20 protein-coding genes are annotated in these 24,348 nt (G+C 59.9%); 9 read left to right on the plus strand and 11 right to left on the minus strand.

Annotation, left to right across the window (positions count from 1 at the left end; genetic code table 11):
* The first annotated feature begins 123 nt into the window (after positions 1 to 123).
* The 5 genes from FIV05_RS00225 to FIV05_RS00245 all read left to right on the plus strand — a co-directional run bounded on the left by FIV05_RS00225 (position 124) and on the right by FIV05_RS00245 (position 4,832).
* Positions 124 to 1,038 carry a folate-binding protein YgfZ gene (locus FIV05_RS00225; RefSeq protein ID WP_286202242.1) on the plus strand — a complete coding sequence of 305 codons (915 nt, stop codon included), beginning with the start codon at positions 124 to 126 and terminating at the stop codon, positions 1,036 to 1,038.
* A 23-nt stretch (positions 1,039 to 1,061) separates the two neighbouring features.
* The gene (locus FIV05_RS00230; RefSeq protein ID WP_152508278.1) at positions 1,062 to 1,724 is read left to right on the plus strand and encodes an HD family hydrolase; all 663 of its coding nucleotides are present in this window, start codon (positions 1,062 to 1,064) and stop codon (positions 1,722 to 1,724) included.
* A 54-nt stretch (positions 1,725 to 1,778) separates the two neighbouring features.
* Entirely contained in the window at positions 1,779 to 2,285 is a 507-nt protein-coding gene (locus FIV05_RS00235; RefSeq protein ID WP_152508279.1) for a tyrosine phosphatase family protein, read from the plus strand.
* 20 nt (positions 2,286 to 2,305) lie between these two features.
* Positions 2,306 to 3,349: an NAD regulator gene (locus tag FIV05_RS00240; RefSeq protein WP_152508280.1), complete on the plus strand. Its 1,044-nt coding sequence runs from the start codon at positions 2,306 to 2,308 to the stop codon at positions 3,347 to 3,349.
* Positions 3,350 to 3,584: 235 nt separating this feature from the next.
* Positions 3,585 to 4,832, plus strand: coding sequence for a cell wall hydrolase (locus FIV05_RS00245; protein ID WP_152508281.1), 1,248 nt, complete (start codon positions 3,585 to 3,587; stop codon positions 4,830 to 4,832).
* 134 nt (positions 4,833 to 4,966) lie between these two features.
* On the opposite strand, the gene FIV05_RS00250 is transcribed toward FIV05_RS00245, so the two are convergent.
* From FIV05_RS00250 to dctP, 5 genes are all read right to left on the minus strand, one after another.
* Positions 4,967 to 6,484 carry a malonyl-CoA synthase gene (locus FIV05_RS00250; RefSeq protein WP_152508282.1) on the minus strand — a complete coding sequence of 506 codons (1,518 nt, stop codon included), beginning with the start codon at positions 6,482 to 6,484 and terminating at the stop codon, positions 4,967 to 4,969.
* 92 nt (positions 6,485 to 6,576) lie between these two features.
* A complete protein-coding gene (locus FIV05_RS00255) occupies positions 6,577 to 7,842 on the minus strand; it encodes a malonyl-CoA decarboxylase (protein WP_152508283.1) in 1,266 nt (421 codons plus the stop codon).
* Positions 7,842 to 9,158, minus strand: coding sequence for a TRAP transporter large permease (locus FIV05_RS00260; RefSeq protein ID WP_023001931.1), 1,317 nt, complete (start codon positions 9,156 to 9,158; stop codon positions 7,842 to 7,844). The genes FIV05_RS00255 and FIV05_RS00260 overlap by 1 nt, the downstream gene beginning before the upstream one ends.
* Positions 9,158 to 9,706: a TRAP transporter small permease gene (locus tag FIV05_RS00265; RefSeq protein WP_152508284.1), complete on the minus strand. Its 549-nt coding sequence runs from the start codon at positions 9,704 to 9,706 to the stop codon at positions 9,158 to 9,160. Before FIV05_RS00265 ends, FIV05_RS00260 begins: the two co-directional genes overlap by 1 nt.
* Positions 9,707 to 9,781: 75 nt before the next feature.
* Complete coding sequence (dctP, locus tag FIV05_RS00270) at positions 9,782 to 10,768, minus strand: TRAP transporter substrate-binding protein DctP (RefSeq protein WP_152508285.1); 987 nt, start codon at positions 10,766 to 10,768, stop codon at positions 9,782 to 9,784.
* Between the two features lie 133 nt (positions 10,769 to 10,901).
* Between dctP and FIV05_RS00275 the strand changes: the two genes are divergently transcribed.
* Complete coding sequence (locus tag FIV05_RS00275) at positions 10,902 to 11,558, plus strand: GntR family transcriptional regulator (RefSeq protein WP_055657918.1); 657 nt, start codon at positions 10,902 to 10,904, stop codon at positions 11,556 to 11,558.
* 6 nt (positions 11,559 to 11,564) lie between these two features.
* Here FIV05_RS00275 and FIV05_RS00280 read toward each other — a convergent pair whose 3' ends face one another.
* The gene (locus tag FIV05_RS00280) at positions 11,565 to 12,500 is read right to left on the minus strand and encodes a GlxA family transcriptional regulator (protein ID WP_023001935.1); all 936 of its coding nucleotides are present in this window, start codon (positions 12,498 to 12,500) and stop codon (positions 11,565 to 11,567) included.
* Positions 12,501 to 12,902: 402 nt separating this feature from the next.
* On the opposite strand from FIV05_RS00280, the gene FIV05_RS00285 reads away from it, so the two are divergent.
* A complete protein-coding gene (locus FIV05_RS00285) occupies positions 12,903 to 13,496 on the plus strand; it encodes a HupE/UreJ family protein (protein WP_023001936.1) in 594 nt (197 codons plus the stop codon).
* Between the two features lie 210 nt (positions 13,497 to 13,706).
* On the opposite strand, the gene nadC is transcribed toward FIV05_RS00285, so the two are convergent.
* The 3 genes from nadC to nadA form a co-directional block, all read right to left on the minus strand.
* Positions 13,707 to 14,570 (minus strand): carboxylating nicotinate-nucleotide diphosphorylase, encoded by an 864-nt coding sequence (nadC, locus tag FIV05_RS00290; RefSeq protein ID WP_152508286.1) that lies wholly within the window; start codon positions 14,568 to 14,570, stop codon positions 13,707 to 13,709.
* A gap of 12 nt (positions 14,571 to 14,582) precedes the next feature.
* A complete protein-coding gene (locus tag FIV05_RS00295) occupies positions 14,583 to 16,184 on the minus strand; it encodes an L-aspartate oxidase (RefSeq protein ID WP_152508287.1) in 1,602 nt (533 codons plus the stop codon).
* Positions 16,185 to 16,283: 99 nt separating this feature from the next.
* Complete coding sequence (gene nadA / locus FIV05_RS00300) at positions 16,284 to 17,366, minus strand: quinolinate synthase NadA (protein WP_055657911.1); 1,083 nt, start codon at positions 17,364 to 17,366, stop codon at positions 16,284 to 16,286.
* 462 nt (positions 17,367 to 17,828) lie between these two features.
* On the opposite strand from nadA, the gene FIV05_RS00305 reads away from it, so the two are divergent.
* Positions 17,829 to 19,064 (plus strand): MFS transporter, encoded by a 1,236-nt coding sequence (locus FIV05_RS00305; protein WP_152508288.1) that lies wholly within the window; start codon positions 17,829 to 17,831, stop codon positions 19,062 to 19,064.
* Positions 19,065 to 19,173: 109 nt separating this feature from the next.
* On the opposite strand, the gene glyS is transcribed toward FIV05_RS00305, so the two are convergent.
* Complete coding sequence (glyS, locus tag FIV05_RS00310; protein WP_152508289.1) at positions 19,174 to 21,261, minus strand: glycine--tRNA ligase subunit beta; 2,088 nt, start codon at positions 21,259 to 21,261, stop codon at positions 19,174 to 19,176.
* 355 nt (positions 21,262 to 21,616) lie between these two features.
* On the opposite strand from glyS, the gene FIV05_RS00315 reads away from it, so the two are divergent.
* Positions 21,617 to 23,059, plus strand: coding sequence for an EAL domain-containing protein (locus tag FIV05_RS00315; protein WP_209009814.1), 1,443 nt, complete (start codon positions 21,617 to 21,619; stop codon positions 23,057 to 23,059).
* Between the two features lie 9 nt (positions 23,060 to 23,068).
* Here FIV05_RS00315 and gltS read toward each other — a convergent pair whose 3' ends face one another.
* A complete protein-coding gene (gene gltS / locus FIV05_RS00320; RefSeq protein ID WP_055657906.1) occupies positions 23,069 to 24,289 on the minus strand; it encodes a sodium/glutamate symporter in 1,221 nt (406 codons plus the stop codon).
* Between the last annotated feature and the right edge of the window lie 59 nt (positions 24,290 to 24,348).

The raw sequence follows: 24,348 nt of genomic DNA on the forward strand, positions 1-24,348 counted from the left end.
GGACCAGACAGGGGTCGACAGATTCAGAACCTTGCCCACGGTGGGGAAAGCGCCTATGTGGCACTCAAGTGAAACTGGCCAGACAAACTGTCTGAAACAGTCATCCGTTCCATGGAGCCTGCCGTGTCGACCCTGTCCTATGCCCATCTGTCCGACCGCTCGTTGATCCGCGTTGGCGGTGCCGAGGCACAGCATTTCCTGCAAAACCTGGTGACGGCAGATATCGACGGCATGACGGGAGGTGGCGCTCGCGCAGGTGCCCTGCTGACGCCCCAGGGCAAGATCCTGTTCGATTTCCTGATTTATCGCGTCGAAACCGGGTATCTGCTGGATGCCCCCGCCGAAACGGCAGCCGACCTTCTGAAACGGCTGACATTCTATCGGCTGCGGGCAAAGGTGGAACTGGAACTGCTGCCGGAAGACGTCGGAGTGATTGCGGTTTGGGATGACACTCCGGAAGCGGACAACGCTTTGAACCTTGTTCCGGAGGCAGCCCTGGCCTGCGTCACGGATCCGCGGCTGCCAGCACTCGGGATGCGCATTTCCGGTTCAGTGGCTGATCTTTCCGCAATGCTCGATGGTTCACCTGCGGACGTTGCGGCCTATGATCTTCACCGCATTTCAAAAGGCGTGCCGGAAGGTCTGAAAGACTACGACTACTCGGACATTTTCCCTCACGATGCCGATCTGGATCAGCTTGGCGGTGTTTCCTTTTCCAAGGGATGCTACGTCGGTCAGGAAGTGGTTTCGCGCATGCAGCACCGGGGCAGTGCCCGCAAGCGGTTCGTTCAGATCGAAAGCGGCGCGATGCTTCCTGAAAAGGGTGCTGATATCATGGCCGGCGGCAAATCCGTCGGGGCGCTCGGGTCCAGTGCCGGTACCGGCGACAGCGCTGTGGGCCTTGCCCTGCTCCGTCTTGACAAGGTAGCCCAAGCCAAGGACAACGGCATCCCTCTGCAATGCGGTGACACGGAGATTCTGGTCAAGGTGCCCGACTGGGCATCGTTTTCCTTGCCGGAGCCCAGCACCGCGGATTGAAACCGCGAGATCTTTGAGGACCGATGGCCTCTGCCCGAACCGACCAGCCCCCGCGCGCCTGGCAGCGCATGTTGTCCGGCAGACGGCTCAATCTTCTGGACCCCTCACCGCTCGACGTCGAGATCTCCGACATCGCCCATGGCCTTGCCCGTGTCGCCCGCTGGAACGGACAGACCTATGGCAACCATGCCTTCTCGGTCGCGGAACATTCGCTGATCGTTGAAGACATCGCCATGATGCTGAAACCGGACCTGCCGCCGCACTGGCGCCTGGCTGTTCTGCTGCATGATGCGCCGGAATATGTCATCGGCGACATGATATCCCCCTTCAAGTCCGTCATCGGTGAAGCCTACAAGGGAGTGGAATCCCGCCTGCAGGGGGCAATCCACCTGCGGTTCGGTCTGCCCGCCGCAATTCCCGTGGCCGTAAAGAAGCTCGCAAAGCGCGCCGACATCATCTGTGCCTATTTCGAGGCGGTGGAACTGGCCGGTTTCGACGAAGACGAAGCTGCCAAGATTTTCGGCAAGCCACGCGGTTTCCCGCTCGATGCGGACGGCAAGTTGCGTTACGGCCTTGAGCCTCTGCCGGTGAAATCTGCCCAGGAAATGTTCATGCAGCGCTTTGAAGCAATCGAAGCCCTGCGCGAAGCTGGGAACAACCCGAAAAGCAGACAAGCTAACGGGTGACCTTGCCCACGAATGACCCTAGTTTATTGACGGATACGAAGAACCGGTTCTGTCATGCTGCACGTTTGTTCCTTGTCGAAATTGCCCGAAACGGTGGTCTCCACCGGCGCCAAATCCGTGATCACCCTGATCAACGCCGAAATGAACGTGCCGACACCCGTCGGTATCTTGCCGGAGCGCCATCTGTTTCTTGCCTTCAACGACATTGTAACGCCGGTGAAGGGGCTGATCCCGGCCAGTGAAAGGCAAGTGGAGGCTTTTCTGTCCTTCGTGAGATCCTGGGACCGGCAGGAACCGCTGGTGATACACTGCTGGGCAGGCATCAGCCGCTCGACGGCCGGTGCCTATGTGGCAGCCTGTGCGCTCAACCCGAATGCGGATGAATACGATCTTGCGAAGATCCTTAGGACGCGTTCGCCGTCGGCCACACCAAACGCCCGGATTGTTGCGATGGGCGACAAGATCCTCGGCCGTGATGGCCGCATGATCGACGCCATCCGCGGCATCGGCCGCGGTGCAAATGCCTTTGAGGGCACCCCCTTTGTCATGCCGATCGACTGACGACCAACCACGGAGACGCAATGCCCCACCGGCAAGCCAATATTGAAATCGGATTGAATGCCGTCATCGTATCGGTTGCCGGGGGCCTGCCCCAGATCGTTCACGTGAACGATGCGAAGGAGGCAAGTCCGCAGACAGGTGGGCAAACCGGAGCAGAGAGCGGCGCGAACGCACCAGGTGAGGCGACACTCGACAGCCTTCCGTTTGGTCCATTCGACCCGATCCGTCACCGCACCTTCGAAATCGGCCTGCGTTCCTGGGTGGAAAACCAGACCGCGCTGAGGTTGGGATACGTCGAACAGCTTTACACCTTCGGCGACCGTGGCCGGCACCGTGTTTTCGGTGACGAAGGACCGCATGTGGTTTCGGTCGGATATCTGGCTTTGACACGTCAGACCCCGGATTCGGAAAGCATGCTCCTGCGGCACGATTCGGCATGGCGTTCCTGGTACGACTATTTCCCCTGGGAAGACTGGCGCACCGGGCGTCCCGATGTCCTGGATCGGGACATCCTGCCGGCTCTCGACGCCTGGGCCAGCGAACCGCCGCCTTCGGGCGAGCCGCCCAAACCACTTGGGCGTCAGGAACGGGTGCGGCTTGCCTTTGGTACTGGCGGAACTTCCTGGGATGAAGAGAGGGCGCTGGAGCGGTTCGAGCTTCTTTATGAAGCAGGCCTCGTCGAAGAAGCCCGGACCGACGGACGGCCCGCGGCCCTGCGGCGGTCAAACCTGCCTTTTCTCGGCGCGTCGATGCGCTTCGACCATCGCCGGGTGCTGGCGACCGCCATTTCCCGGTTGCGCGGCAAGTTGAAATACCGGCCGGTGATCTTCGAGCTGATGCCGGAGACCTTCACGCTCACCGAGCTTCAAACGTCGGTCGAGGCCATTTCGGGACGTCATCTGCACAAGCAGAATTTCCGCCGCCTGGTAGAAAACGCCGACCTTGTCGAACCGACCGGCGCAACGTCGACCGCGACCGGGGGCCGCCCGGCTGCCCTGTTCCGGTTTCGCCATCAATTGTTGAGCGAACGGCCTGCCCCCGGGCTTCGTGTAGGCGGACGCTGACGGCTTTCTGCGATTTTTTTCAACACGACCATTAAAGTTAAGTCCTTAGTAATATTAACCATAACTCCTCCCATCGGCGCGAAAACTTCCACGATTTTCCACGAATTCCAGTCTTATTAACGCTCTTTCAAGGTTAAGCAGACATCTTCAATTTCAGCGTCGTTGTTTACACAGCGTTCACGCTGTTCGTCCGGCGTTTTCGGGACGATGTGTAACGAGTTGGAGTTGGCTGCGTATGTCTGGCCTTAAGTCCCGCAACGGAAAGCGGTTTTCTTCTAAAGTGACACAAGATTTCGGCCCGGTCCGTGCGCGTATGCGCCGGCTCAAATATGTTCTTGTTGCCTGTCCACTGGTCTGGCTCGGTATCGGCGGATCGGTTGGAAACCAGGACATCTTTTCGCTCGTCAACTCGCGCAAGGCGGAATCGCCGCGCTGGATGATGTATCTTGAGCCAGCGAATTTCACGACGAAGGTTGCACCGAAACTGGCGCTCGGCACGACGCCGGTACCGGACCATATCTCCGCACCGATTCTGACACTGACGTCCGCAGATGAGGGTTTCGAGGCCAAGCCACTCGTCGGTTTTGAAGAGGTCGCCATGAGTGCCAGGCCGACCGAAGTCCCCGATACGATCGTTACCAACAGCACCGCCAAAAGCGACCGCCTGATCACGATGGCACCGGACCGTCAGATGGTCGACAGGGCAGCCGGCAATCTCTACGCCATGTCGAGCCTGATCTCGACGGAGAAGAAACACGAGGACCTGCCCCGCGTCGCCTTCGTCAAGGCACAGCCGCTCAACTCCCAGGAAACCAGCATGCTCGCCAGCAACGGCAAGGATGGTTTCCCGGAAGGTGGGCCGCTGGACCTGCAAAAGGTCATGATGGCGCGCAATGCCGCTGCCGCCAGCTTCTCCCTCGTTTCCGCCTACGCTCCTGAAAGCGTGAAGGAAACCAAGGAACCCTTCGACGCGCTGTTCGGCGCTGCCATGTACGAGCAGGAGCTGCCGCCGCCGGAAGATCCCGACAACCCGCACTGGTGGGCACAAAAGCCGCTGCCGCTGTCCGTTGGAGACAAGAAAGAGCAGCGCTGCCTTGCCGAAGCCATCTACTTTGAAGCTCGCGGTGAAAGCGAAGACGGTCAGGTGGCCGTCGCACAGGTCGTGTTGAACCGGGTCAAGAACCCGGCCTACCCGGACAGCATCTGCGGCGTCGTTTACCAGAACCGCCACAAACGCAACCGCTGCCAGTTCTCCTTTGCCTGCGATGGTATCAAGGATCGCATTTCCAGCCCGACTGCCTGGGCAACGGCCCAGAAGCTGGCAAGGGATGTCGCTGACGGCAAGCGCTATTCGAAGATGGTCGACGCTTCGACCCACTATCACGCGACCTACGTCAACCCGCGGTGGGCGAAGTCCATGGCCAAGCGCGGCAAAGTCGGCCTGCACATCTTTTACAAGACCTACGCCGGCGGCTGGAACTGATCCTGCCGCCCGGGGCCTTCCTGCTTCCTTCTTCAGGGCTCGCACGTGTATGGATTGTAGACCGACCCGGAAGACCGGCCTGCTATCCGCATTCACGGCCGGCATCTAACGCCGGCCGGATCAAACGGCTGATATCAAGCGGTTGCGAAAGTGTCCTTGAACTGCTCACGAAGAACGTTCTTCTGGACCTTGCCCATGGTGTTGCGCGGCAGGCTGTCGACCAGAACAAGCTTCCGCGGATGCTTGAAACGGGCGAGCGATGTTCCGGCAACAGCAAGGATCGCATCCAGGTCGGGCGTTTCCGGGCTATCCGGCACCACCAGGCCCAGCACTGTTTCACCGAAATCGGAATGCGGCACACCAATGACGGCGCTTTCCCGAACACCGGGCTGGGCATCCAGGATCAACTCGATTTCCTTCGGGTAGACGTTGTAGCCACCGGAAATGATCAGGTCCTTGTTGCGCCCGACGATATGGACATAGCCGTCTGCGTCGACCATCCCTAGATCGCCGGTGATGAAGAAGCCGTCTTCCCGCAATTCGGCAGCCGTCTTCTCCGGCATCTGCCAATACCCCTTGAAGACATTCGGTCCGCGCACCTCGATCTGGCCAACCGTTTCGGCCGGCAACGTGTCGCCCGTCGCGGGGTCCGTGATCTTCAGCTCCACGCCCGGAAGCGGGAAGCCGACTGTCCCGGCGCGGCGTTCGCCTTCGTACGGGTTGGAGGTGTTCATATTGGTTTCGGTCATGCCGTATCGCTCCAGGATCCGGTGACCGGTCCTTTCCTCGAACTGCCGGTGCGTTTCGGCAAGCAGCGGCGCGCTTCCGGAAATGAACAGCCGCATGCCCTTTGTGAGGTCCGCCGTAAAACGTTCGTCCTGAAGCAGTCGGGTGTAGAAGGTCGGCACGCCCATCATCGTCGTTGCCTTGGGCATCAGATCGATCATGGCGTCGAGATCGAATTTCGGCAGGAACAGGATCGCGCCACCAGCAGCCAGCGACACGTTGGTCGCAACGAAAAGCCCGTGTGTGTGGAAGATCGGCAAGGCATGCAGCAGCACATCCTGGTCGGAGAAGCGCCAGAGCTCCGCCAGGGTGGCGGCGTTCGACAACAGGTTCGCCTGCGTCAGCATTGCCCCCTTGGACCGCCCGGTGGTGCCGGAGGTATAAAGGAAAGCGGCCAGATCGTCCGGCGCTCGTTCCACTGTTGCAAATTCCGAGGGTTTGGCATTCGCCTGATCCGTCAGCGAACCGCTTCCGTCAGCGTTGAGCGTCTCGAGGCGGGCGCCGAGTTTCGAGACGACAGGGTCCAGCAAGGTCTTGCTGCCACCGTCGCAGACCACGGTCCTGGCGCCGCTGTTTTCAATAAAGTAGCTAAGCTCATCGACGGTGTAGGCCGTATTGAGCGGCAGGAACACGATCCCTGCCTGGGCACAGGCCGCGTAAAGAGCCAGAGACGTGGCCGACTTTTCGACCTGGGCGGCGAGACGGTCGCCAGCCACCATGCCGTTGTCGGTCAGAACATGGGCAATCTGCGCCGCGCTTTCCAGAAACGCAGCATGTGTCAGGATGGAGCCGTCCTGAAAGATCAGAAAGGGTGTGTTCTTGCCGGCATGCTTTCCGAACAGTTGGTCGTAGAGTGGGTTTGTCATCTATGGGGCTCCTGGATCAGCAGGCTTTCGATCTAACCTTGCAAGGCCAAAAAGCTGATCGATTCTATATTGTTAGAGCTTATTAGCCGCATTCAGTTCAGTGCGGATAGCTCTAATGTGAACGCATTTTCTCCAGCAGTGCTGAGTGATTTGATTTCAGATGAAGCGGCAATTGTCCGGGTCGAAGCGAACCTCTCATGGTTCTGGGTTACCTTCTCCAGATCGTAGAGATAATTGACCATGACGCCGGCAGACTGCTTCATTCCCTTGTCGGAAAGATCCGCGCCTGCGTGCACCTGGTGCACCAATGCGCCGTTGCCAAGGTGGAAGCGGGCGACAGGGTCCAGCGGCAGACCGTCCTTGCGCTTTGCGGTCATCAGGTACCGGGCTGCAAGCTTGCGCAAGGTATCCTCGTCGGCAGAGCCGTGGTCGACCCCCTCACCTTCCAGCCAGCGGACCAGCCCCGGGATCGGCGACAAGGTGACGAATGTCTTGAGCTTGGGCAGCTCAAGCGACAAATCCGCGGCCACCTGTTTGATAAGCGAGTTGCCGAAGGAAATGCCGGCAAGGCCGGCCTGGCAGTTGGAGATCGAATAAAACACTGCGGTATCCGCCGTATCTGCTTCGATCTGGGTTCTGTTTTCAGCAAGAAGCCCCTGGATGGAGCCTGGAATTCCTTTTGTCAGGGCAACTTCGACGAAGATCAGCGGCTCGTCCGGCATTGCCGGATGCAGAAACGCGAAGCAGCGCCGGTCAACGGGCTCCAGCCGGCGTCGAAGATCGCTCCAGCTGTCGATCGCGTGAACGGCTTCATAGGCGATGATCTTTTCCAGAAGCTGGGCCGGGCTTTCCCAATTGATCGGCCTAAGCACCAGGAACCCGCGATTGAACCAGCTGGCAAACAGATGCCGGAAGTCCAGATCAAGCGCCTGAAGGGCATCATCGCCCTTGCTGAGGCGCAACAGGTCCTCACGCATGCCGACAAGAAGCCGGGTTGCATCCGGAACCTGGTTGAGCCGTCGGATCAGTTCCTGCCGCGGAGGTTCGACAGCCTCCATGAATTCGCGGTAACTGGCCTTCGACTGCCCCTTCTCATAATGCTCCAACGCCAATCTGACAGCCGGAGCCGACACAGCCAGACCGTCCGCGAGATGACGGAAGAAGGCACGTTTTTCCTCGTCATCGAGAGCGCCATACCGGCTGAGGATCTGCCGGGCAAGATTTTGCCCGGAGACCTCCCCTGTTGCACCGATCAGATCGGCGACGAGCGCCTCGAGCGGACGATCATCCGCCTTGTCTGCCCCCTTCGACAGGTATCTTCGTTCGAAAACGGTCGTCAGCAGATCGGCCAGGAACATCACCGCGCTTCTCCCATCACCACGTCCGGCAGCCAGGTGGCCAGTTCCGGAAACAGACAGAGGATGACGATCGCCACGAACATGCACGCCACGAATGGCAGGGACCCGGTGAGGATCGTCTTCAGGGAAATGTCCGGAGCGATGCCGTTGATCACGTATAGATTCAACCCGACCGGAGGAGAGATCAGACCGATCTCCATGTTGATGGTCAGGACAACCGCGAACCAGATCGGATCGAAGCCGGCTGTGGTGATGATCGGCAGCAGGATCGGTGCCGCCATCAGGATCACCGCGACGGGCGGCAGGAAGAAACCGGCAATCAGCAGGAAGACGTTGATTGCCGCCATCAGGATCCAGCGGTTGACGGACAGCGTGCCGATCCATTCTGCAATCGCCTGCGTGATGAATAGCGACGACAGCATGTAGGAGAAGACACCGGCTGCCGCGATGATGAAGAGGATCATCACGCTTTCCCGCGTGCTGTCACGCAGCACGGTCCAGAGCAGTTTCGGGCTCCAGAGCCGGTAGATGATGACCGCGATCAGCAGACAGAGCAGAGCGCCGACGGCAGCGGTTTCAGACGGTGTCGCGATGCCGCCGTACATGGCGTAGAGCACACCCAGAATAATGAGCATGAACGGCAGGACGCGCGGCAGGATCTCGAACTTTTCCGCCCAGGAATAGTTGCCCGCGCTGAGCACACTGGCATTGCCGCTGCGCCAGGTCGAATAGAGCGACCAGGCCATGAAAAGACCCATCAGCATCAGGCCGGGAATGACACCTGCCAGGAACAGACGACCGATCGAGGTTTCGGTTGAAATGCCGTAGACGATCATCGTGACGGACGGCGGGATCAGGATGCCGAGCGTGCCGCCCGCGGCGATGGAACCGGCGGCGACGCCATCCGGATAACCGCGCTTGCGCATTTCCGGAATACCCATCTTGCCGATGGCCGCACAGGTGGCGGGTGAAGACCCGGACATGGCAGCGAACAGAGCGCAGGCACCGAGATTCGAGACGACCAGTCCACCGGGTACCCGGGTGAGCCAGCGTTCCAAAGCTTCGTAGAGATCGGCCCCCGCCCGAGTGGAGGCGATGGAGGCCCCCATGATGATGAACATGGGGATTGACAGAAGGGCGAAGTTATCAAGTTTGCCGAACAGGATTTCGGGCATCAGTTCGAGCGACCGGAAGCCGTCGAATGCCAGCAGGAAGCCGGCGGACACGATCAACAGACCGATCGCGACGGAAATGCCGGAGAAGAGGACCAGGATGGTGGCGACCGCCACCAGTGCGCCGAGCAGCAGGGGATCCATTATTTGTCCTCCAGACCGAAGGGTTTGTCGATACCGATGAGAACCGCGTAAAGATCTGCGGCGAGCTGCAGCAACAGCAGCCCGAATCCAACGGGGATCGACAGATAAGGGATCCAGAGCCTGACGCCCCAGACAGTGTCTGAGGTCCAGCCCTTCGACCAGGCGAGGTACCAGAATTCAGTGCCGTAAAAGAGCATCATCGCCATGACCAGGATCGAGATCGTCAGCGTGATGCAGGCCAGCACGAAGCGGGCACGCGGTGCCAGCGACAGGGGAAACAGGTCGACGTTGACGTGCCCCCGGAGCCGCTGAACGTAAGGCAGCCCCACAAGGGTTGCGGCGATGACCAGATAAATGACCGTTTCGGTCTGCCAGACGGTGGAAGCGTTGAGCACGAGGCGCACGAAGATCATCTGGCAAGTGACGACGACGGCGACAACGATCATTGCTGCCGCACACCAGCCGGCCACGGTCGAAATCGCTGCGACAACGCGCAAGAAGGGGTTGCTGCCGGCATGCGCTACCGCAGCCGTACTGTGGCCCGCCATGGGTCACTCCTTGAAATGAGGTCCTTTGGAACAGGTTTCGGGGCGGCTTTCAGGCCGCCCCGCAAATTCAGTCGTTTATTCGACGGCGAATGCCAGATCGAGAAGCTGCTGACCGTTCGGGGTTTCTTCCACGAACGCCTTGTAGGAGGTTTCCTTGGCAAGAGCCCGCCAGGCATCGAAATCCGCAGCGGTCATTTCGGCGATTTCGACACCGTTTTCACGGAAGACTTCTGCCGAGGCTGCATCTTCCTTCTTGGCTTCTTCGAGATAGAAAGCCTGCGCCTTTTCAGAAGCCGCCAGCAGCGCTTTTTGCTGGTCTTCGGTCAGGCTGTCGAACTTGGCCTTGTTCATCAGGAGCGGCTGGTACATGAACCAGAGCGCATATTCGCCAGCCGGGGTGTAGCAGGACACCTGCTCGTAAATGCGATAGCTGACGAAGGACGAGGACGAGGTGTTGACCGCGTCCAGAACACCGGACTGCATGGCATTGTAGACTTCCGAAGACGCCATCGAGGCAATCGAGGCGCCTGCGCCTGCAAGCATCTGCTCAAAGGCCTTGCCCGCAGCGCGGGTCTGAAGGCCCGGCATGTCTTCCGGCTTGGTGATGCACTTGTCCTTGGCTGCGAAGCCTCCGGCCAGATAACCGTGCACCAGCACGATCACATCGTCCTCGGCCATGATTTCCTCAATGGCCTCCATGAACGGGCTTTCGTTCATGCGTGCCGCATGGTCATGGTTTTTCACCAGACCCGGCATCAGGGTGAGGTTATAGGCAGGTTGCTGGCCACCGGCATAGCTGAGCGGCAGAACGGTCATGTCCAGCAGGCCGCGAGACAACGGCTTATACTGTTCGCGTGCCTTCAAAAGCGACTGGGACGGGAAAATCTTGATGTCGAGATCGACACCGGCCGCTGCCACGTCGTCGGCAACCATCTGGGCCACCTTGTGGCGAACGTCGCCGGTGGACCACTGGTGAGACAGGCGCAGCTCGGTCGCGTTGGCGGTGAGCGCGCTGGCGAAAAGCGTCACGGCAGCAACCGACGCTGAGAATTTGAAGTTCATTTTTTCCTCCCTGATGGTTCCGGACGGGAACCGGAATTCGATCTTACCCTCATGTGATGTTTTTCTGTCAAGTCATTTTGTATACAAGATCGACAATATTGCGCGCGAAAAACTCCTATGCTAAATGCGAAACATGGAAAGAAAACGATCCGACCGCATCGCGGATGCGCTTGAAGGGCTGATTTTCGACGGCACTTTCGCCGATGGCGACAGGCTGGACGAGGTTCAGCTTGCGGGCCGTTTTTCGGTTTCCAGAACGCCGGTCCGGGAAGCCCTTCACAGGCTTTCCCAGTCCGGTCTGGTGGTGCAGATTCCCCGCCGCGGTGTCTTCGTCCGGCAACCTGGCCCGGTGGAACTGATCGAAATGTTCGAAGTGATGGCAGAGCTGGAAGCCGTGAGTGCACGCCTGGCTGCCGCGCGTATTTCCGAAACTGCCCTTGCCGATCTTCACGCTGCGAACGAGCGTTGCAAACACGCCGTCGAGGCGCAGGACACGGATGGCTACTATCTGGAAAACGAACAATTCCACGCCATCATCTACCGCCAGTCAGGCAACCGTTTTCTGGAGCAGGAGTGCCTTCGCCTTCAACGGCGTCTGCAGCCTTTCCGAAGGGTGCAGTTGCGCGTGCGCGGGCGCATGAAACAATCCATGGCCGAACATGAAGACGTCGTTGCCGCCATCGAGGCTGCCGACGGTGAACGGGCGGCGGCTGCCATCCGTCGGCACGTTTCCGTACAGGGCGAGAAATTCCATCACCTGATGGCAAGCCTGAAGCCCGCAGCCGAGTAAGTCCTTCTAGAATTCGAAAACCCGGCCATGCTGCTGGCGGTCCGCGGCAGGACTTGTGCCGAGGGCAGACCGGTAGCGTTTCGAAAAATGGGATGCGCTGGCAAAGCCGCAGGCCATCGCGATGTCGATCATGCGCATTGAGGTGCGGCAGACGAGCTGGCGGGCAATGTCCAGACGAACCTTGGCGTAATATTCCTGCGGGCTGCACTTCAGATATTTCTGGAATTCCCGCTGCAACTGGCGGGGGCTGACGTCCAGTTTCTGAGCTATTTCCTGCAAGGAGAGCGGCTCGACGACGTTCTCCGTCATCAGGGCGATGCTGCTGCGCACCCGCTGCGAGACGGATTCCAGATCATCACGCATGTGCTTGTGCTGCCGCTCGTTGCCACTGCGCCAGTCGTGATGAAGGGCAATTTCGGCAACATCCGCAGCAACCGCGCCGCCGTGGACCTGGGCCACGAAGCCGATCATCAAATCGAGCGCGGAGGTTCCCCCGGCACAGGTCATGTACTTGCCGTCCGTCTGAATGAGACTGTCCACCAGCCGCGCATCCGGGAACCGTTCCTTGAAGAAATCGGCATATTCCCAGTGGATCGTGCAGTTCCTGTTGTCCAGCAGGCCGAAGTCGGCCAACACATAGGCACCAGTGCAGATGCCTGCGATCCGGCTGGAGCGGTTGGCCAGTTTCCGGATTGCAACCTTCTGGGCCAGTGTCAGCCCAATGCGTTCCACATCGTCACTGCTGCAAACTGCAAGAAGATCCGGTCGCTCGACATCGCCGATGGCGCAGTCGGCCCGTATGGTGCTGCCGTTGCTGGCAACGGCATCGCTGCCGTCCAGACTGCAACAGCGATATGTGAAGGCCTTGCGTTTCAACACCTTGTTCGCGATCCGCAGAGGCTCGATTGCAGAGGCAAAGGAAAGCAGGGAAAAATTTCTCATGAGCAGAAAGCAGATCTCGACGGTTCGCGAGGCAAGCGCCTCTCCGCCGTCATCTCCTTCGCTTCGGCCGGGGTCCGGAGAGAATTTCCGCCCTGGGGAAACTTGTGCTTCGTCCAATCTAGCGCTCACCGGTATCCTGCCTTCACCATCTTCATCGGCTCGAACCGAACTTGAAGAACCTTCAGCCGGCAATTTAGCAGCCTGAAAAGCTGCTCCCTATCGGGAAACCGGACTACATTGTCGCAGTTCTTCCGTTGCGCTACCCGGCACACGCCTCACGAAAGAGACCGCCGTTGTGGTTTACAGGCTCCCAGAATCATCGATAGTACACAGGTCTTGAGCTCTTCATGAACGGTGCGACCCATCCCGGGGCACCGGAGTGACCAACCGAAGGAACATTTCATGCTCTACCGCCTCGGCCTTGCCACCGCATTCGGCCTGTTGACCGCCTCTCCCGCCCTCGCCCATCTGGATCCGTCCGAACACGGCTCCTTTGCCGCCGGCTTCACGCATCCACTGTTCGGCACCGATCACGTGCTGGCGATGATTGCCGTTGGTCTTTGGGCCGCCCTTCTTGGCGGGCGCGCCGTCTGGGCTCTGCCGACCGCCTTCGTCGGTGCGATGATCGTCGGCTTCCTGCTCTCGCTTGCCGGCGTTCCGCTGCCCTACGTCGAACCGTTCATTCTGACATCGGTTGTGGTTCTGGGTGTCGTCGTCGCCCTGGCACTGCGCCTGCCACTTGGCGTGTGTGCGGCACTGGTGGGTGTGTTCGGCATATGTCACGGCCATGCCCACGGCGGTGAAATCGGCTCGGCTGGCGAACTTTCCTATGCCGGTGGCTTTGTTTTGGCGACCGCGCTCCTGCATGCAGCCGGGCTCCTGATCGGCTACGGCGCCAATGTGGCCACCCGGAACGATCCCGCCTGGGCACCACGCATCATTCGCAGCCTGGGTGTGCTGACGGCACTCGGCGGCTTGTATCTTGCGGCAGCGTGAATTCGGTGACTGATTAAAACAGCCGCGACTGTCGTCTCCCTGCTCACCCTCATCCTAAGGAAGCGCGCAGCGCCGTTTCGAAGGATGGCCGGCAAACTCCAGAGCAAGTGGCTCATCCTTCGAGACGGACCTGACGGTCCTTCTCAGGACGAGGTGGAGACGGGATGGCAGACAGGGCAGAACACCGAACGGGTAGCCGGTAAAGAGATCTCAGCCGATCTCGATATCCAGACCCAGATCCAGAACCGGAGCCGAATGGGTGATCCAGCCTGAGGAGATCAGGTCAACCCCGGCTTCGGCGACGGCCTTGACCGTATCGAGCTCTATTCCACCGGATGCTTCCAGCAGAACCTTGCCTCCGGCCTTTGCGACGGCCTGCTTCAGGACTTCAGGTGGCATGTTGTCGAGCATGACCACGTCTGGACCGGCAGCCAGTGCCTCGTCCAGCTGTTCCAGCGTGTCGACTTCCACCTCGATCTTCACCAGATGGCCGGCGAATGCCTTGGCGGCTTCGATGGCTTGCGTCACACCGCCGGCGACCGCGATGTGGTTGTCCTTGATCAGGATCGCATCGTCGAGACCGAAGCGATGGTTGGAACCGCCGCCACATTTGACCGCATATTTCTCGAACGCACGCAGACCCGGTGTCGTCTTGCGGGTGCAGACGATGTCCGCCTTGGTGTGTGCGATCAGATCGGCGAATTTCGACGTAGCCGTCGCAATGCCTGACAAGTGACCCAGGAAGTTCAGCGCCACCCGTTCAGCGGCCAGAAGCGCGCGGGCCGGACCTTCGATCCGGGCGACGACTGCCTTGGGCGACAGCCGGTCACCATCTGCCAGAACGGCCTCGAAATGCAAACCGGCATCCGTCTGACGAAAGGCGCTTTCGGCGAAGACCAGCCCGGCGAGAACCCCCGGTTTGCGCGCGGCAATCACGGCGGAGGCTTTTGCATCGGGTGGCAGCGTTGCCTGGCTGGTGACGTCACCCGCCCGGCCCCAGTCTTCCAGAAGAGCGGCCTTCACGGCTTCATCCACCATCAGGCGTGGCAGCTCGGGCAAAAATCTACGGGTCATGCGCCTCTCCGGTCAGGCAGTTTCCAGGGCCTCAGCGGTGATGGCTTCGACTTCCTTCAAGGTGGTGTAGGAGCGGCTTGCCATGTCAGGGTTTTCCTGCGGGAAATCCTTGCGGAAATGCCCGCCACGGCTTTCCTCGCGCTTCAGCGCCGCAGCGGTGATGATACGCCCGGCGACCATCATGTTGAGGATCGACTGGCGCACGCAATTCTGTTCAACCTGTGCAATATCGGCCAGGGCCGTCTTGAGACCGGCCGCGTCGCGCAGCACGCCGACATTGCGCGCCAGTGTCTTGCGCAGAACGGTGATCGCTTCCCGCTCCTCGACGTTGCGCTGGCTCGGCAAGCCCGGAGCATCGTCCATCTCGTTCCAGTAGGCGCTGCGCGGGGTCGGCATCAGGCCCTGGATATCTTCCGCGATGCGCGCTGCAAAAACGACCGCCTCCAGCAGCGAATTGGATGCCAGGCGGTTGGCGCCGTGGGCACCGGTTGAAGCCACTTCACCCGCGGCCCACAGACCGTCAAGCGACGTCCGACCGTTGGCATCGGTCAGGACACCGCCCATGTGGTAATGCTCCGCGGGTGCCACGGGCAGCAGATCCCTTGCCGGATCGATACCCGCTGCGGAGGCTGCGGCGAAGACAGTCGGAAAATCGTCCTTGAACCTTTCGCCGATCGCTGTCCGGCAGTCGAGGAAGGCCCCCCGGCCTTCGGACACTTCCCGGTGAATGGCCCGGGCAACGATGTCGCGCGGCGCCAGTTCCAATTCCGGGTGAACACCTTCCATGAAGCGTTCGCCGGCCTTGTTGACGAGGGTCGCTCCTTCGCCGCGCAGGGCTTCGGTTGCCAGCGGTGCCGGATCCTTGCCGAGATCAAGCGCGGTCGGGTGAAACTGCACGAATTCGGCATCGGCAATCACCGCACCGGCGCGGGCCGCCATGGCAAGGCCATGACCGTTGGCTTCGTGCGGGTTGGTCGTCAGTTCGTAAAGGTGACCGATGCCGCCGGAAGCAAGCACGACGGCCTTTGCCGGGAAAATCAGCCGTTCCAGGCCGCCACGCCGGCGCGCCAGGACCCCGGTTACATACCGTCCTTCGCCAATGAAGCTTTCGCCGATGTAGCCTTCCAGAATACGGATCGACGGCGTCTTGCGAACAGCTGCGATCAGGGCATCCATGATCGCCCGACCTGCCATGTCGCCGCGCACACGTACGACCCGGCTCTGGGAATGGGCGGCTTCGCGTGAAAACTTCAGCCGGCCTTCAAGATCCTGATCGAACGGAACGCCATAGGACAAGAGGTCATGAACCCGGGCACTGCCTTCGCGGGTCATCTCTTCGACGATCTTTTCCTCGCAGATGCCGCAGCCGGCGGCCAGCGTATCGTCGCGGTGTTTTTCCACCGAGTCCTGCTCGGAGATCGCAGCGGCAATACCGCCCTGCGCCCAGGCAGAGGACGCCCCCTGCCCGATCGGTGCGTTGGTGATGACGGTGACCGGACGCGGGCTGAGCTTCAGCGCGCAGAAAAGGCCTGCCAGACCTCCCCCCAGAATGACGACATCATCCACATCCTTGCCTATATAGGCAGGTGCAAAATCCTCAACCGACACGGCCATGGGAAACTTCCTGGAACAGACGGGGCAAGAGCCCCAAAGAAACTCCCGGGCTGGCAGGCCCGGAAGCAATCGCATAGATGCGGTTTAGACCGAAGCCGGTCAGATTTTCAAGTTGATCATCCGCTCGACCGCGGTACGGGCCCTGTCGGCCACCGCGGGGTCGACGACCACTTCCTCTTTCATCTCCAGAAGAGTGTCGAGGATCTTGTTCAGCGTGATCCGCTTCATGTGCGGGCATAGGTTGCAAGGGCGGATGTAGTCGACACCCGGCGTTTCGCTGGCAACGTTGTCCGCCATGGAGCACTCGGTGATCATCATCACCTTTTCCGGACGCTTTGTCTTGACCCAGTCGATCATGTGCGCGGTGGAACCGGCAAAGTCGGCTTCCGCGACCACTTCGGGCGGGCACTCCGGATGGGCAATGATCTTCACATTCGGTTCGATCTTGCGATAGTCACGCAGCTCTTCCGCGGTGAAGCGCTCATGCACTTCGCAGGCACCGTCCCAGACCAGAACCTCGACGTCGGTCTTGTTGCCGACGTTTGCGGCCAGATACTTGTCCGGGATCAGGAACACCTTGTCGACGCCGAAGCTTTCCACGACCTGCAGCGCGTTGGAAGACGTGCAGCAGATGTCGCATTCCGCCTTCACGTCGGCAGACGTGTTCACGTAGGTGATGATCGGGATGCCGGGGTTCCGCTCGCGCAGGGCCCGCACATCGGCACCGGTGATGGATTCAGCCAGCGAGCAGCCTGCACGCATGTCCGGGATCAGCACGGTCTTTTCCGGGCTCAGGATCTTCGAGGTCTCTGCCATGAAGTGCACGCCGCACTGGACGATGACTTCCGCATCGGTGCGGGTCGCCTCGATGGCCAGCTGCAGGCTGTCGCCTACGATATCGGCAACACCATGGTAGATATCCGGCGTCATGTAGTTGTGCGCCAGAATAACCGCGTTGCGCTGCTTCTTCAGCTTGTTGATCGCATGGATGGTCGGCGCCAGAGCAGGCCATTCAATGGCCGGGATGATGTGCTTGACCTTCTCGTAGATCGGCGCAGTCGCCTCTGCGACCTCCGGCGTATAACGCAGGTCCGGGCGCTCCAGCTTACCGAAACGCTCCAGTGCCGTCAGTCCGGCGGCAATCGGTGCTCCAACCGGTGCTTTGGTCTGGGCAATGGTCATGGCGACCTCCCTTTTTTGCGCGGCGCGAGGGGTATTTTGTGCCGCTATTTAATTATACTCAACTTGAGCATATCAGAGACAAAAGAAAACGGGCGGTGATGCCCATACTTTTGCTCTTTCCGAGTTTATATAGTCATCAGCAAATCGAAAATCTACAAAAATCCGAAAAATTCTCGCGCGGAATCCGATTTGCCTTTGTTTTCCTGAGCTTAAGGTGCAACTTTTCCGTTTCCGGAAAGCCGGCTAACAATTATCGCCTTCACATACGAGATGCAAACGGCAAAACCAACCGGGCTCTCGCAACATCTGTTGCCGTGTTTCCACCACAACGTGCAACTTGCTGGAATGATCGAAGTTTTTCCGTTCCATTTGCAACGCTGATCAATCCATCAAAAATACGCGTTTTGAGATTGGCTCACTTCAGACTATTCCTATCGTAATATCACGATCAGAGACACATCCATGACAACAGCTTCCTCCACCGGCCGGGTCGGCCCGAATATCCCGCTGGTGATTTCCTGCGGCTGTTTGATCGCGCTCATTTCGTTCGGGCCGCGTTCCGCAATGGGCCTGTTCTTTCAGCCCATGACCGAGGCCAGGGACTGGAGCCGCGAGATCTTCGCACTGGCACTGGCGATCCAGAACCTTATGTGGGGCATCGGACAGCCGATCGCCGGCATGATGGCCGACCGTTTCGGAACCTGGAAGACCATGACACTTGGCGCGGTCCTCTACTGTGCCGGCCTATTGCTGATGATCGACGCGGAGAGCACCGTCGCCCTGCACATTTCCGCAGGTGTACTCATCGGGCTCGGCATTGCGTGTTCGTCCTTCTCGCTGGTTCTGGCGGCATTCGGCCGTGCCGTCTCGCCTTCACAGAGAACGCTGGCCTTTGGTATCGGTACAGCCTCCGGATCTCTCGGCCAGTTCCTGTTTGCCCCACTTGGCGGCACGCTGATTGCCAGCATCGGCTGGCAGCAGACCCTCATCGTCTTCGCCGGCCTTGTGGCAATTGTTCCGCTTCTGGCGATCGCGCTCAGGGGCAAGTCGGAGCTGCCGAAAGACAGCAATCCGGCGAATGACCAGAAGCTGACCTCCGCCATTTCCGAAGCCTTCGGAACACGCGGATTTATCCTGCTCACCTTCGGCTTTTTCGTCTGCGGCTTTCACGTCGCCTTCATCACGGTGCACCTGCCGCCCTATATCGCCGACCTTGGCCTTGACCCTGCCTGGGGTGCCACGGCCATCGCCCTCATCGGTCTTTGCAACATCGCGGGCTCATTGCTGTCAGGATACATTTCCGGCCGCTATTCCAAGCCGATCTTCCTGTCTCTGATCTACCTTGGCCGCGCCGTCGCGATTTTCGCCTTCATCATGCTGCCGGTCACGCCCGCCTCGGTACTCGTGTTCTCCGGCGTGATGGGTCTCCTGTGGCTGTCGACCGTGCCGCCGACATCGGGCCTCGTCGCTGTCATGTTCGGGCCGCGCTACATGGCAACCCTGTTCGGCTTCGTCTTCCTGTCGCACCAGGTCGGCTCGTTCTTGGGTGTGTGGCTCGGCGGCAAGATCTACGACGAAACCGGCTCCTATGACGCCATCTGGTGGCTGGGCATCGCCCTCGGCATCTTCGCCGCCATCGTGCACTGGCCGATCCAGGAAAAACCCGTTGACCGGCTCGCTGCTGCACCTGCCGAGTAGGAGACGCCGGATCTTCAAACTTGAACATTGAGGCACAGAACGAAAAAGGCGGGCTCAAGGCCCGCCTTTTTGTTTGTCAGTACAATTTCACTTAACCGGCCAATTCCGTTTAGCCAGCCACCTTCGAGAAGTCCGCCACCACGTGGGTCGCATCGCGGATTTCAGCAAGGAGTTGCAGGCGGTTCATGCGCAGCGTGGCGTCCTCGGCATTGACCAGAATATCGTCGAAGAAACGGTCGACCGGAGCACGCAATTTCGACAGTGCTTCCATTGCCCCTTCGAAGTTCTCGCTTGCCACGGCGTCGGCCGCTTCAGCCCGGGCCACATCGATGGCAGCGGCCAGATCGATTTCGGCCTGCTCCTGGAAGTGGTCCGCGTGCGGCTTGCCGGAAACAGGGCTGCCGTCCTTCTTTTCCTCGGCCTTCAGAATATTGACCGCACGCTTGTAGCCAGCCAGCAGGTTGGTGCCATCGTCGGACGATACGAACTTACCAAGCGCCTCGACACGGCGAACCACCATAAGGAGATCGTCCTGGCCTTCCAATGCAAAGACCGCGTCGATCAGATCGTGGCGCGCGCCTTCATCCTTCAGGTGGACTTTCAGGCGATCGCCGAAGAAGGACAGCAGATCGGCAACAAGAGCTGCGGGATCGCTCGCTTCAACACCTTGAGGATCCAGAGCGGAACGAATGGCATCGCCCAGCCTGATCCTGAGGTTGTTTTCCAGAATGATCCGGATCACGCCCAGAGCCGCGCGGCGCAGCGCATAGGGGTCCTTGGAGCCGGTCGGCTTTTCGTCGATCGCCCAGAAACCTGCAAGAAGATCCAGCTTTTCGGCAAGGGCCACGGCAACGGCGACCGGGTCGGTCGGCACGCCGTCACTTGGTCCCTGCGGCTTGTAATGCTCTTCGATAGCCGTTGCCACCGAGGCATCCTCGCCCTGGGCTGTTGCGTAGTAGCGGCCCATCAGGCCCTGCAGTTCCGGGAATTCGAACACCATGTTGGAGACAAGATCCGCCTTGGCGAGTTCCGCCGCGCGTTTGGCCCTGGTCTCGTCCGCCCCGGCGACTTTGGCCAACTCGGCCGAAAGCGCGATCAGGCGCTTCACCCGTTCGCCAACGCTGCCGAGCTTTTCGTGAAACTTGACTTCATCCAGCTTGGGCAGGTTGTCCGACAGTTTCGACTTCAGGTCGGTTTCCCAGAAGAAGCGGGCATCGGACAGGCGTGCGCGGATAACCTTCTCGTTTCCGGCCACGATCAGCTTGCCGCCATCGTCGGCAATGATGTTGGAAATCAGCACGAACTTGTTGGCAAGGCGCCCGGTGGCCGGGTTCTTCAGCACGAAGCACTTCTGGTTGACCTTGATGGTCAGCTGAATGCACTCGTCCGGGATCGTCAGGAAATCCTCGTCGAAGCTGCCCGTCAGCACCACAGGCCATTCAACCAGCCCGGCAACTTCTTCCAGAAGACCCGGATCCTCCACCAGATCGAGGCCTAGCGCCAACGCACAATCCTTGGCGTCATTCTGGATGATGTCCTTGCGGCGGTCGGCATCCAGCACGACCTTGTGCTTCTCAAGCGAAGGCGCATAGTCGTCGAAACGGCGCACGTCGAAGGACTCGTCCGCCAGGAAGCGGTGGCCGCGTGTGGTCTTGCCGGCCTTTATGCCATCGAATTCGAACGGCACCACGTCCGGTTCTTCCGTTTCCGGACCGAAGGTCGCGACGATTGAGTGCAGCGGGCGCACCCAGCGTGTGGATCCAGTGCCCCAGCGCATGGCTTTCGGCCAGGGGAAGTTGCGCAGGATGCCCGGCATGAACTCGGCAATGACGTCGATCGCCGAACGGCCCGGCTTTTCGATCACCGCAACGTAGAAATCGCCCTTCTTCGGGTCCGTCTGGATGGTTGCCTGATCGATCGACGTCAGCCCGGCGCCTCTCAGGAAGCCTTCCAGTGCCTTTTCGGGAGACCCGACGCGCGGTCCCTTGCGTTCTTCACGCGTGGCGGCAGAGCCGGCGGGAACACCGGCAACATGCAGGGCCAGACGCCGCGGTGTCGCGAAGGCCTTGGCACCCTCATACGGCAAACCGGCATCCACCAGGGCATTGGTCACGAGAGATTTCAGGTCTTCGGCCGCCTTGCGCTGCATGCGGGCCGGAATCTCTTCGCTGAAAAGTTCAAGCAGAAGATCGGGCATGGATATCTGGACCTTTGGTCTGGTGGAATAACACCGGAAACGGTTTGCGCCGTCCGTTACCAAGACAACGGAGACTTGTCACCCCCTTTCGCGGAACCGGACAACGCGCGGCCTGCCCATTTTGACGCCAGTCCGTCTGCTTTGTTTCACTCTTCTTCAAGGATTGCATGTGAAACTGCGCGACTTGTTAGCAGTTGTATGTATTGGGACCGACCTTGTGGCGAACCGGGAAGTTGCAGACAACAGATATATGACACGATCTATAGTTGCGTTACTTGCGATAGTTCTTGTCATTTTTACTGGGGTTAAGGTCCTTCCAGTACTTTTCCCGACCTACCAACTCCATAATTCGCAGATGACGTTCGACGTGGTCACCAGCCTCCTTCTGGGCATCGCCATCTTCAGTCTGGGATATGGCACGTGGGCAACGCGCCGTTTGCGCAAGGAGCTGAAGGCAAGGTCCTCGGCTCATTCCGAAGCCCTGGCCCTTGCCCAGCACGACCCGCTGACCGGGCTGCCAAATCGCCGCCGGCTGCTGGAGGCCTTTGCCGATCTGACCCGTGAAGTGAAGCCCGACTGCTTTCGTGCCGTAATGATGCTCGACCTCGACGGGTTCAAACCGATCAACGACGTCTATGGTCATGCCTTTGGCGACAATCTGCTGCGAAGCTTTGCCGACCGTCTGGCCGAAACTCTCGGCAAGGAAGGCATTGTCGCCCGTCTCGGAGGGGACGAATTTGCCATCGTCTCCCCGGTGTTCAAGGAAAAATCGGAGGCAGCCGGCTTCGCCAGGCGACTGTTGACGCGGATCAACGATCGTTTCGAGTTCGGCGACCGCCAGATTTCCATCGGCACAGGTATCGGCATCGCGCTTTATCCCCATGACGGCCACGCGGTCACCGAGCTATTGCGCCGGGCCGATATTGCCCTTTACCGGGCCAAATCATCGGGGCGCTCGACCTACCGGTTCTTCGAGGTCGACATGGATGCCTCGATCCTGCATCGCACGCTTCTGGAACAGCGTCTGCGCCGCGCAATTTCGGAACATGAGGTGAAGGCCTATTACCAGCCGATCCTGGACATGGATTCCGGCCGCATCGCAGGCTTCGAAGCCCTCGCGCGCTGGACAGATGCCGATTTCGGCAAGGTACCGCCGCTGCAATTCATCCCGATTGCAGAAGACTGCGGCATCATCTCCGAGCTGACCCAGCATCTGCTGGAGGACGCCTGCAAGGTCGCAGCCACCTGGCCGGACGATCTCTACCTGTCCTTTAATCTGTCGCCGGTGCAGTTGCAGGATCCGGCCTTGCCAACCCAGATCAATGCCATCTTGAAGAGATTCGAATTTCCGCCCAGTCGGCTGGTGCTGGAGATCACCGAAACGTCGCTGGTGAAAAACCCGGAATCGGCCAAGCGCATCCTGACCGAGCTGACGGAAGCCGGCATTTCCATTGCGCTCGACGATTTCGGCGCAGGCCATTCCAGCCTGAGCTATCTGCGCGATTTCCCGATCAAGAAGGTGAAGATCGACAAGTCCTTCACCGAACGCATGCTGGAAGACAAGCAGTGCGCCGCCATCGTCGAGGCCATACTGGTCCTGTCCAAGGGGCTCGACATCGACGCTGTCGCGGAAGGGATCGAGGAAAGCGCGGTCCATGACGCGTTGAATTCCAACGGCTGTCACTACGGTCAGGGCTTCCTTTATGCGGCGGCCGTTACATCAGACGAAGCCTGCAGCCTGCTGGAATCCCAGGTCGACGGACGATTTCCCTTCAGCGAGAAGACAGACGCCGCCTGACCGCGCTCCTCATCCTCCGAGAAACAGAAGAATGATGACCGCATTGGCCAGGTCCACGAAGAATGCGGACACAAGCGGCAGGATCAGGAATGCCTGGGTTGCCGGGCCGAAGTGTTTGGTGATTGCGGTCATGTTGGCAATGGCCGTCGGTGTCGCCCCCAGCGCAAACCCTGCAAAGCCCGCCCCCAGCACCGCCGCGTTGTAGTTCCGGCCCATCAGCGGATAAAGCGCCAGGATGATGAAGGCGGCCGCAACGACGACCTGCGTGAAAAGAATGAGCAGCATCGGCCCCGCCAGTCCCGCAATGGTCCAGAGCTGCAGGCTCATGAGAGACATCGTCAGAAAGATGCCAAGTGCAAGGTCCGACAACACTGCCAGGGACTTGGACCGGGCCGGCCAGGTCATTTTCGGAAAGACCAGCGGCACGGTGTTTGACAGCACGATGCCACAGAAGAGACAGCAGACGAAGACCGGCAGATCGAGGCTTATTCCCGCGCTCAAGGCTTCCTGAAGCGCGACGCCGAGGCCAATGGCGATGTTGAGAACCAGCAGCGAGCGCATCAGTCCGGTGTGCGTCACGCTCGTGTCTGCCTCTCGTTCCATCTCAAGGCCGATCATAGGGGCTTCTTCCGGGCGGTTCGGATCCGGTTTGCCACCCCGTTTTTCGATCAGGAATTTGCCCACCGGACCGCCAAGAAGGCTGGCGGCGATCAAGCCGAGCGTCGCCGTCGCAGCACCGATCTCGACCGCACCTGGAACTCCATAGTCGGTGGCCAGCTTCGGCCCCCAGGCAATTGCCGTGCCGTGGCCGCCAACCAGCGAAATGGTGCCTCCAAGAAGGCCGAACCCCGTGGGCAGACCCAGCGCCGCCGCAATGCCCGAACCGACCGCATTCTGCAGCAGCATGTAACAGACGGTGAGCATCAGCAGGATCAGGAGCGGCTTGCCGCCCTTGGCCAGGTCCGTGAAGCGGGCGTTCAAGCCGATTGCCGTGAAGAAGCAATACAGCAGGTAATCACGCGACTGCAGGGAGAACCCGATTTCCGTCCCAAGGCCCAGGTAGACCACGAGGGACAGGAACGCGACAAGCAGGCCGCCTGATACCGGTTCCGGAATATTGAACCTGTCCAGAACCAGAATCTTCTTGTTCAGCCGCACGCCCAGGAAATAGACGAGGATTGCCAGATTGAAACTGACAAATTCCGTTAGCGTGATCGTTTCGCCGGCCATCCGCACCCCCGCTCCTGCTTGATGCTTCCACTATGCCGTTCGAAGCAACTTGCGCAAGG

Origin of the sequence: Labrenzia sp. THAF191a, assembly GCF_009363335.1 — a bacterium.
Classification (GTDB): domain Bacteria; phylum Pseudomonadota; class Alphaproteobacteria; order Rhizobiales; family Stappiaceae; genus Roseibium; species Roseibium algicola.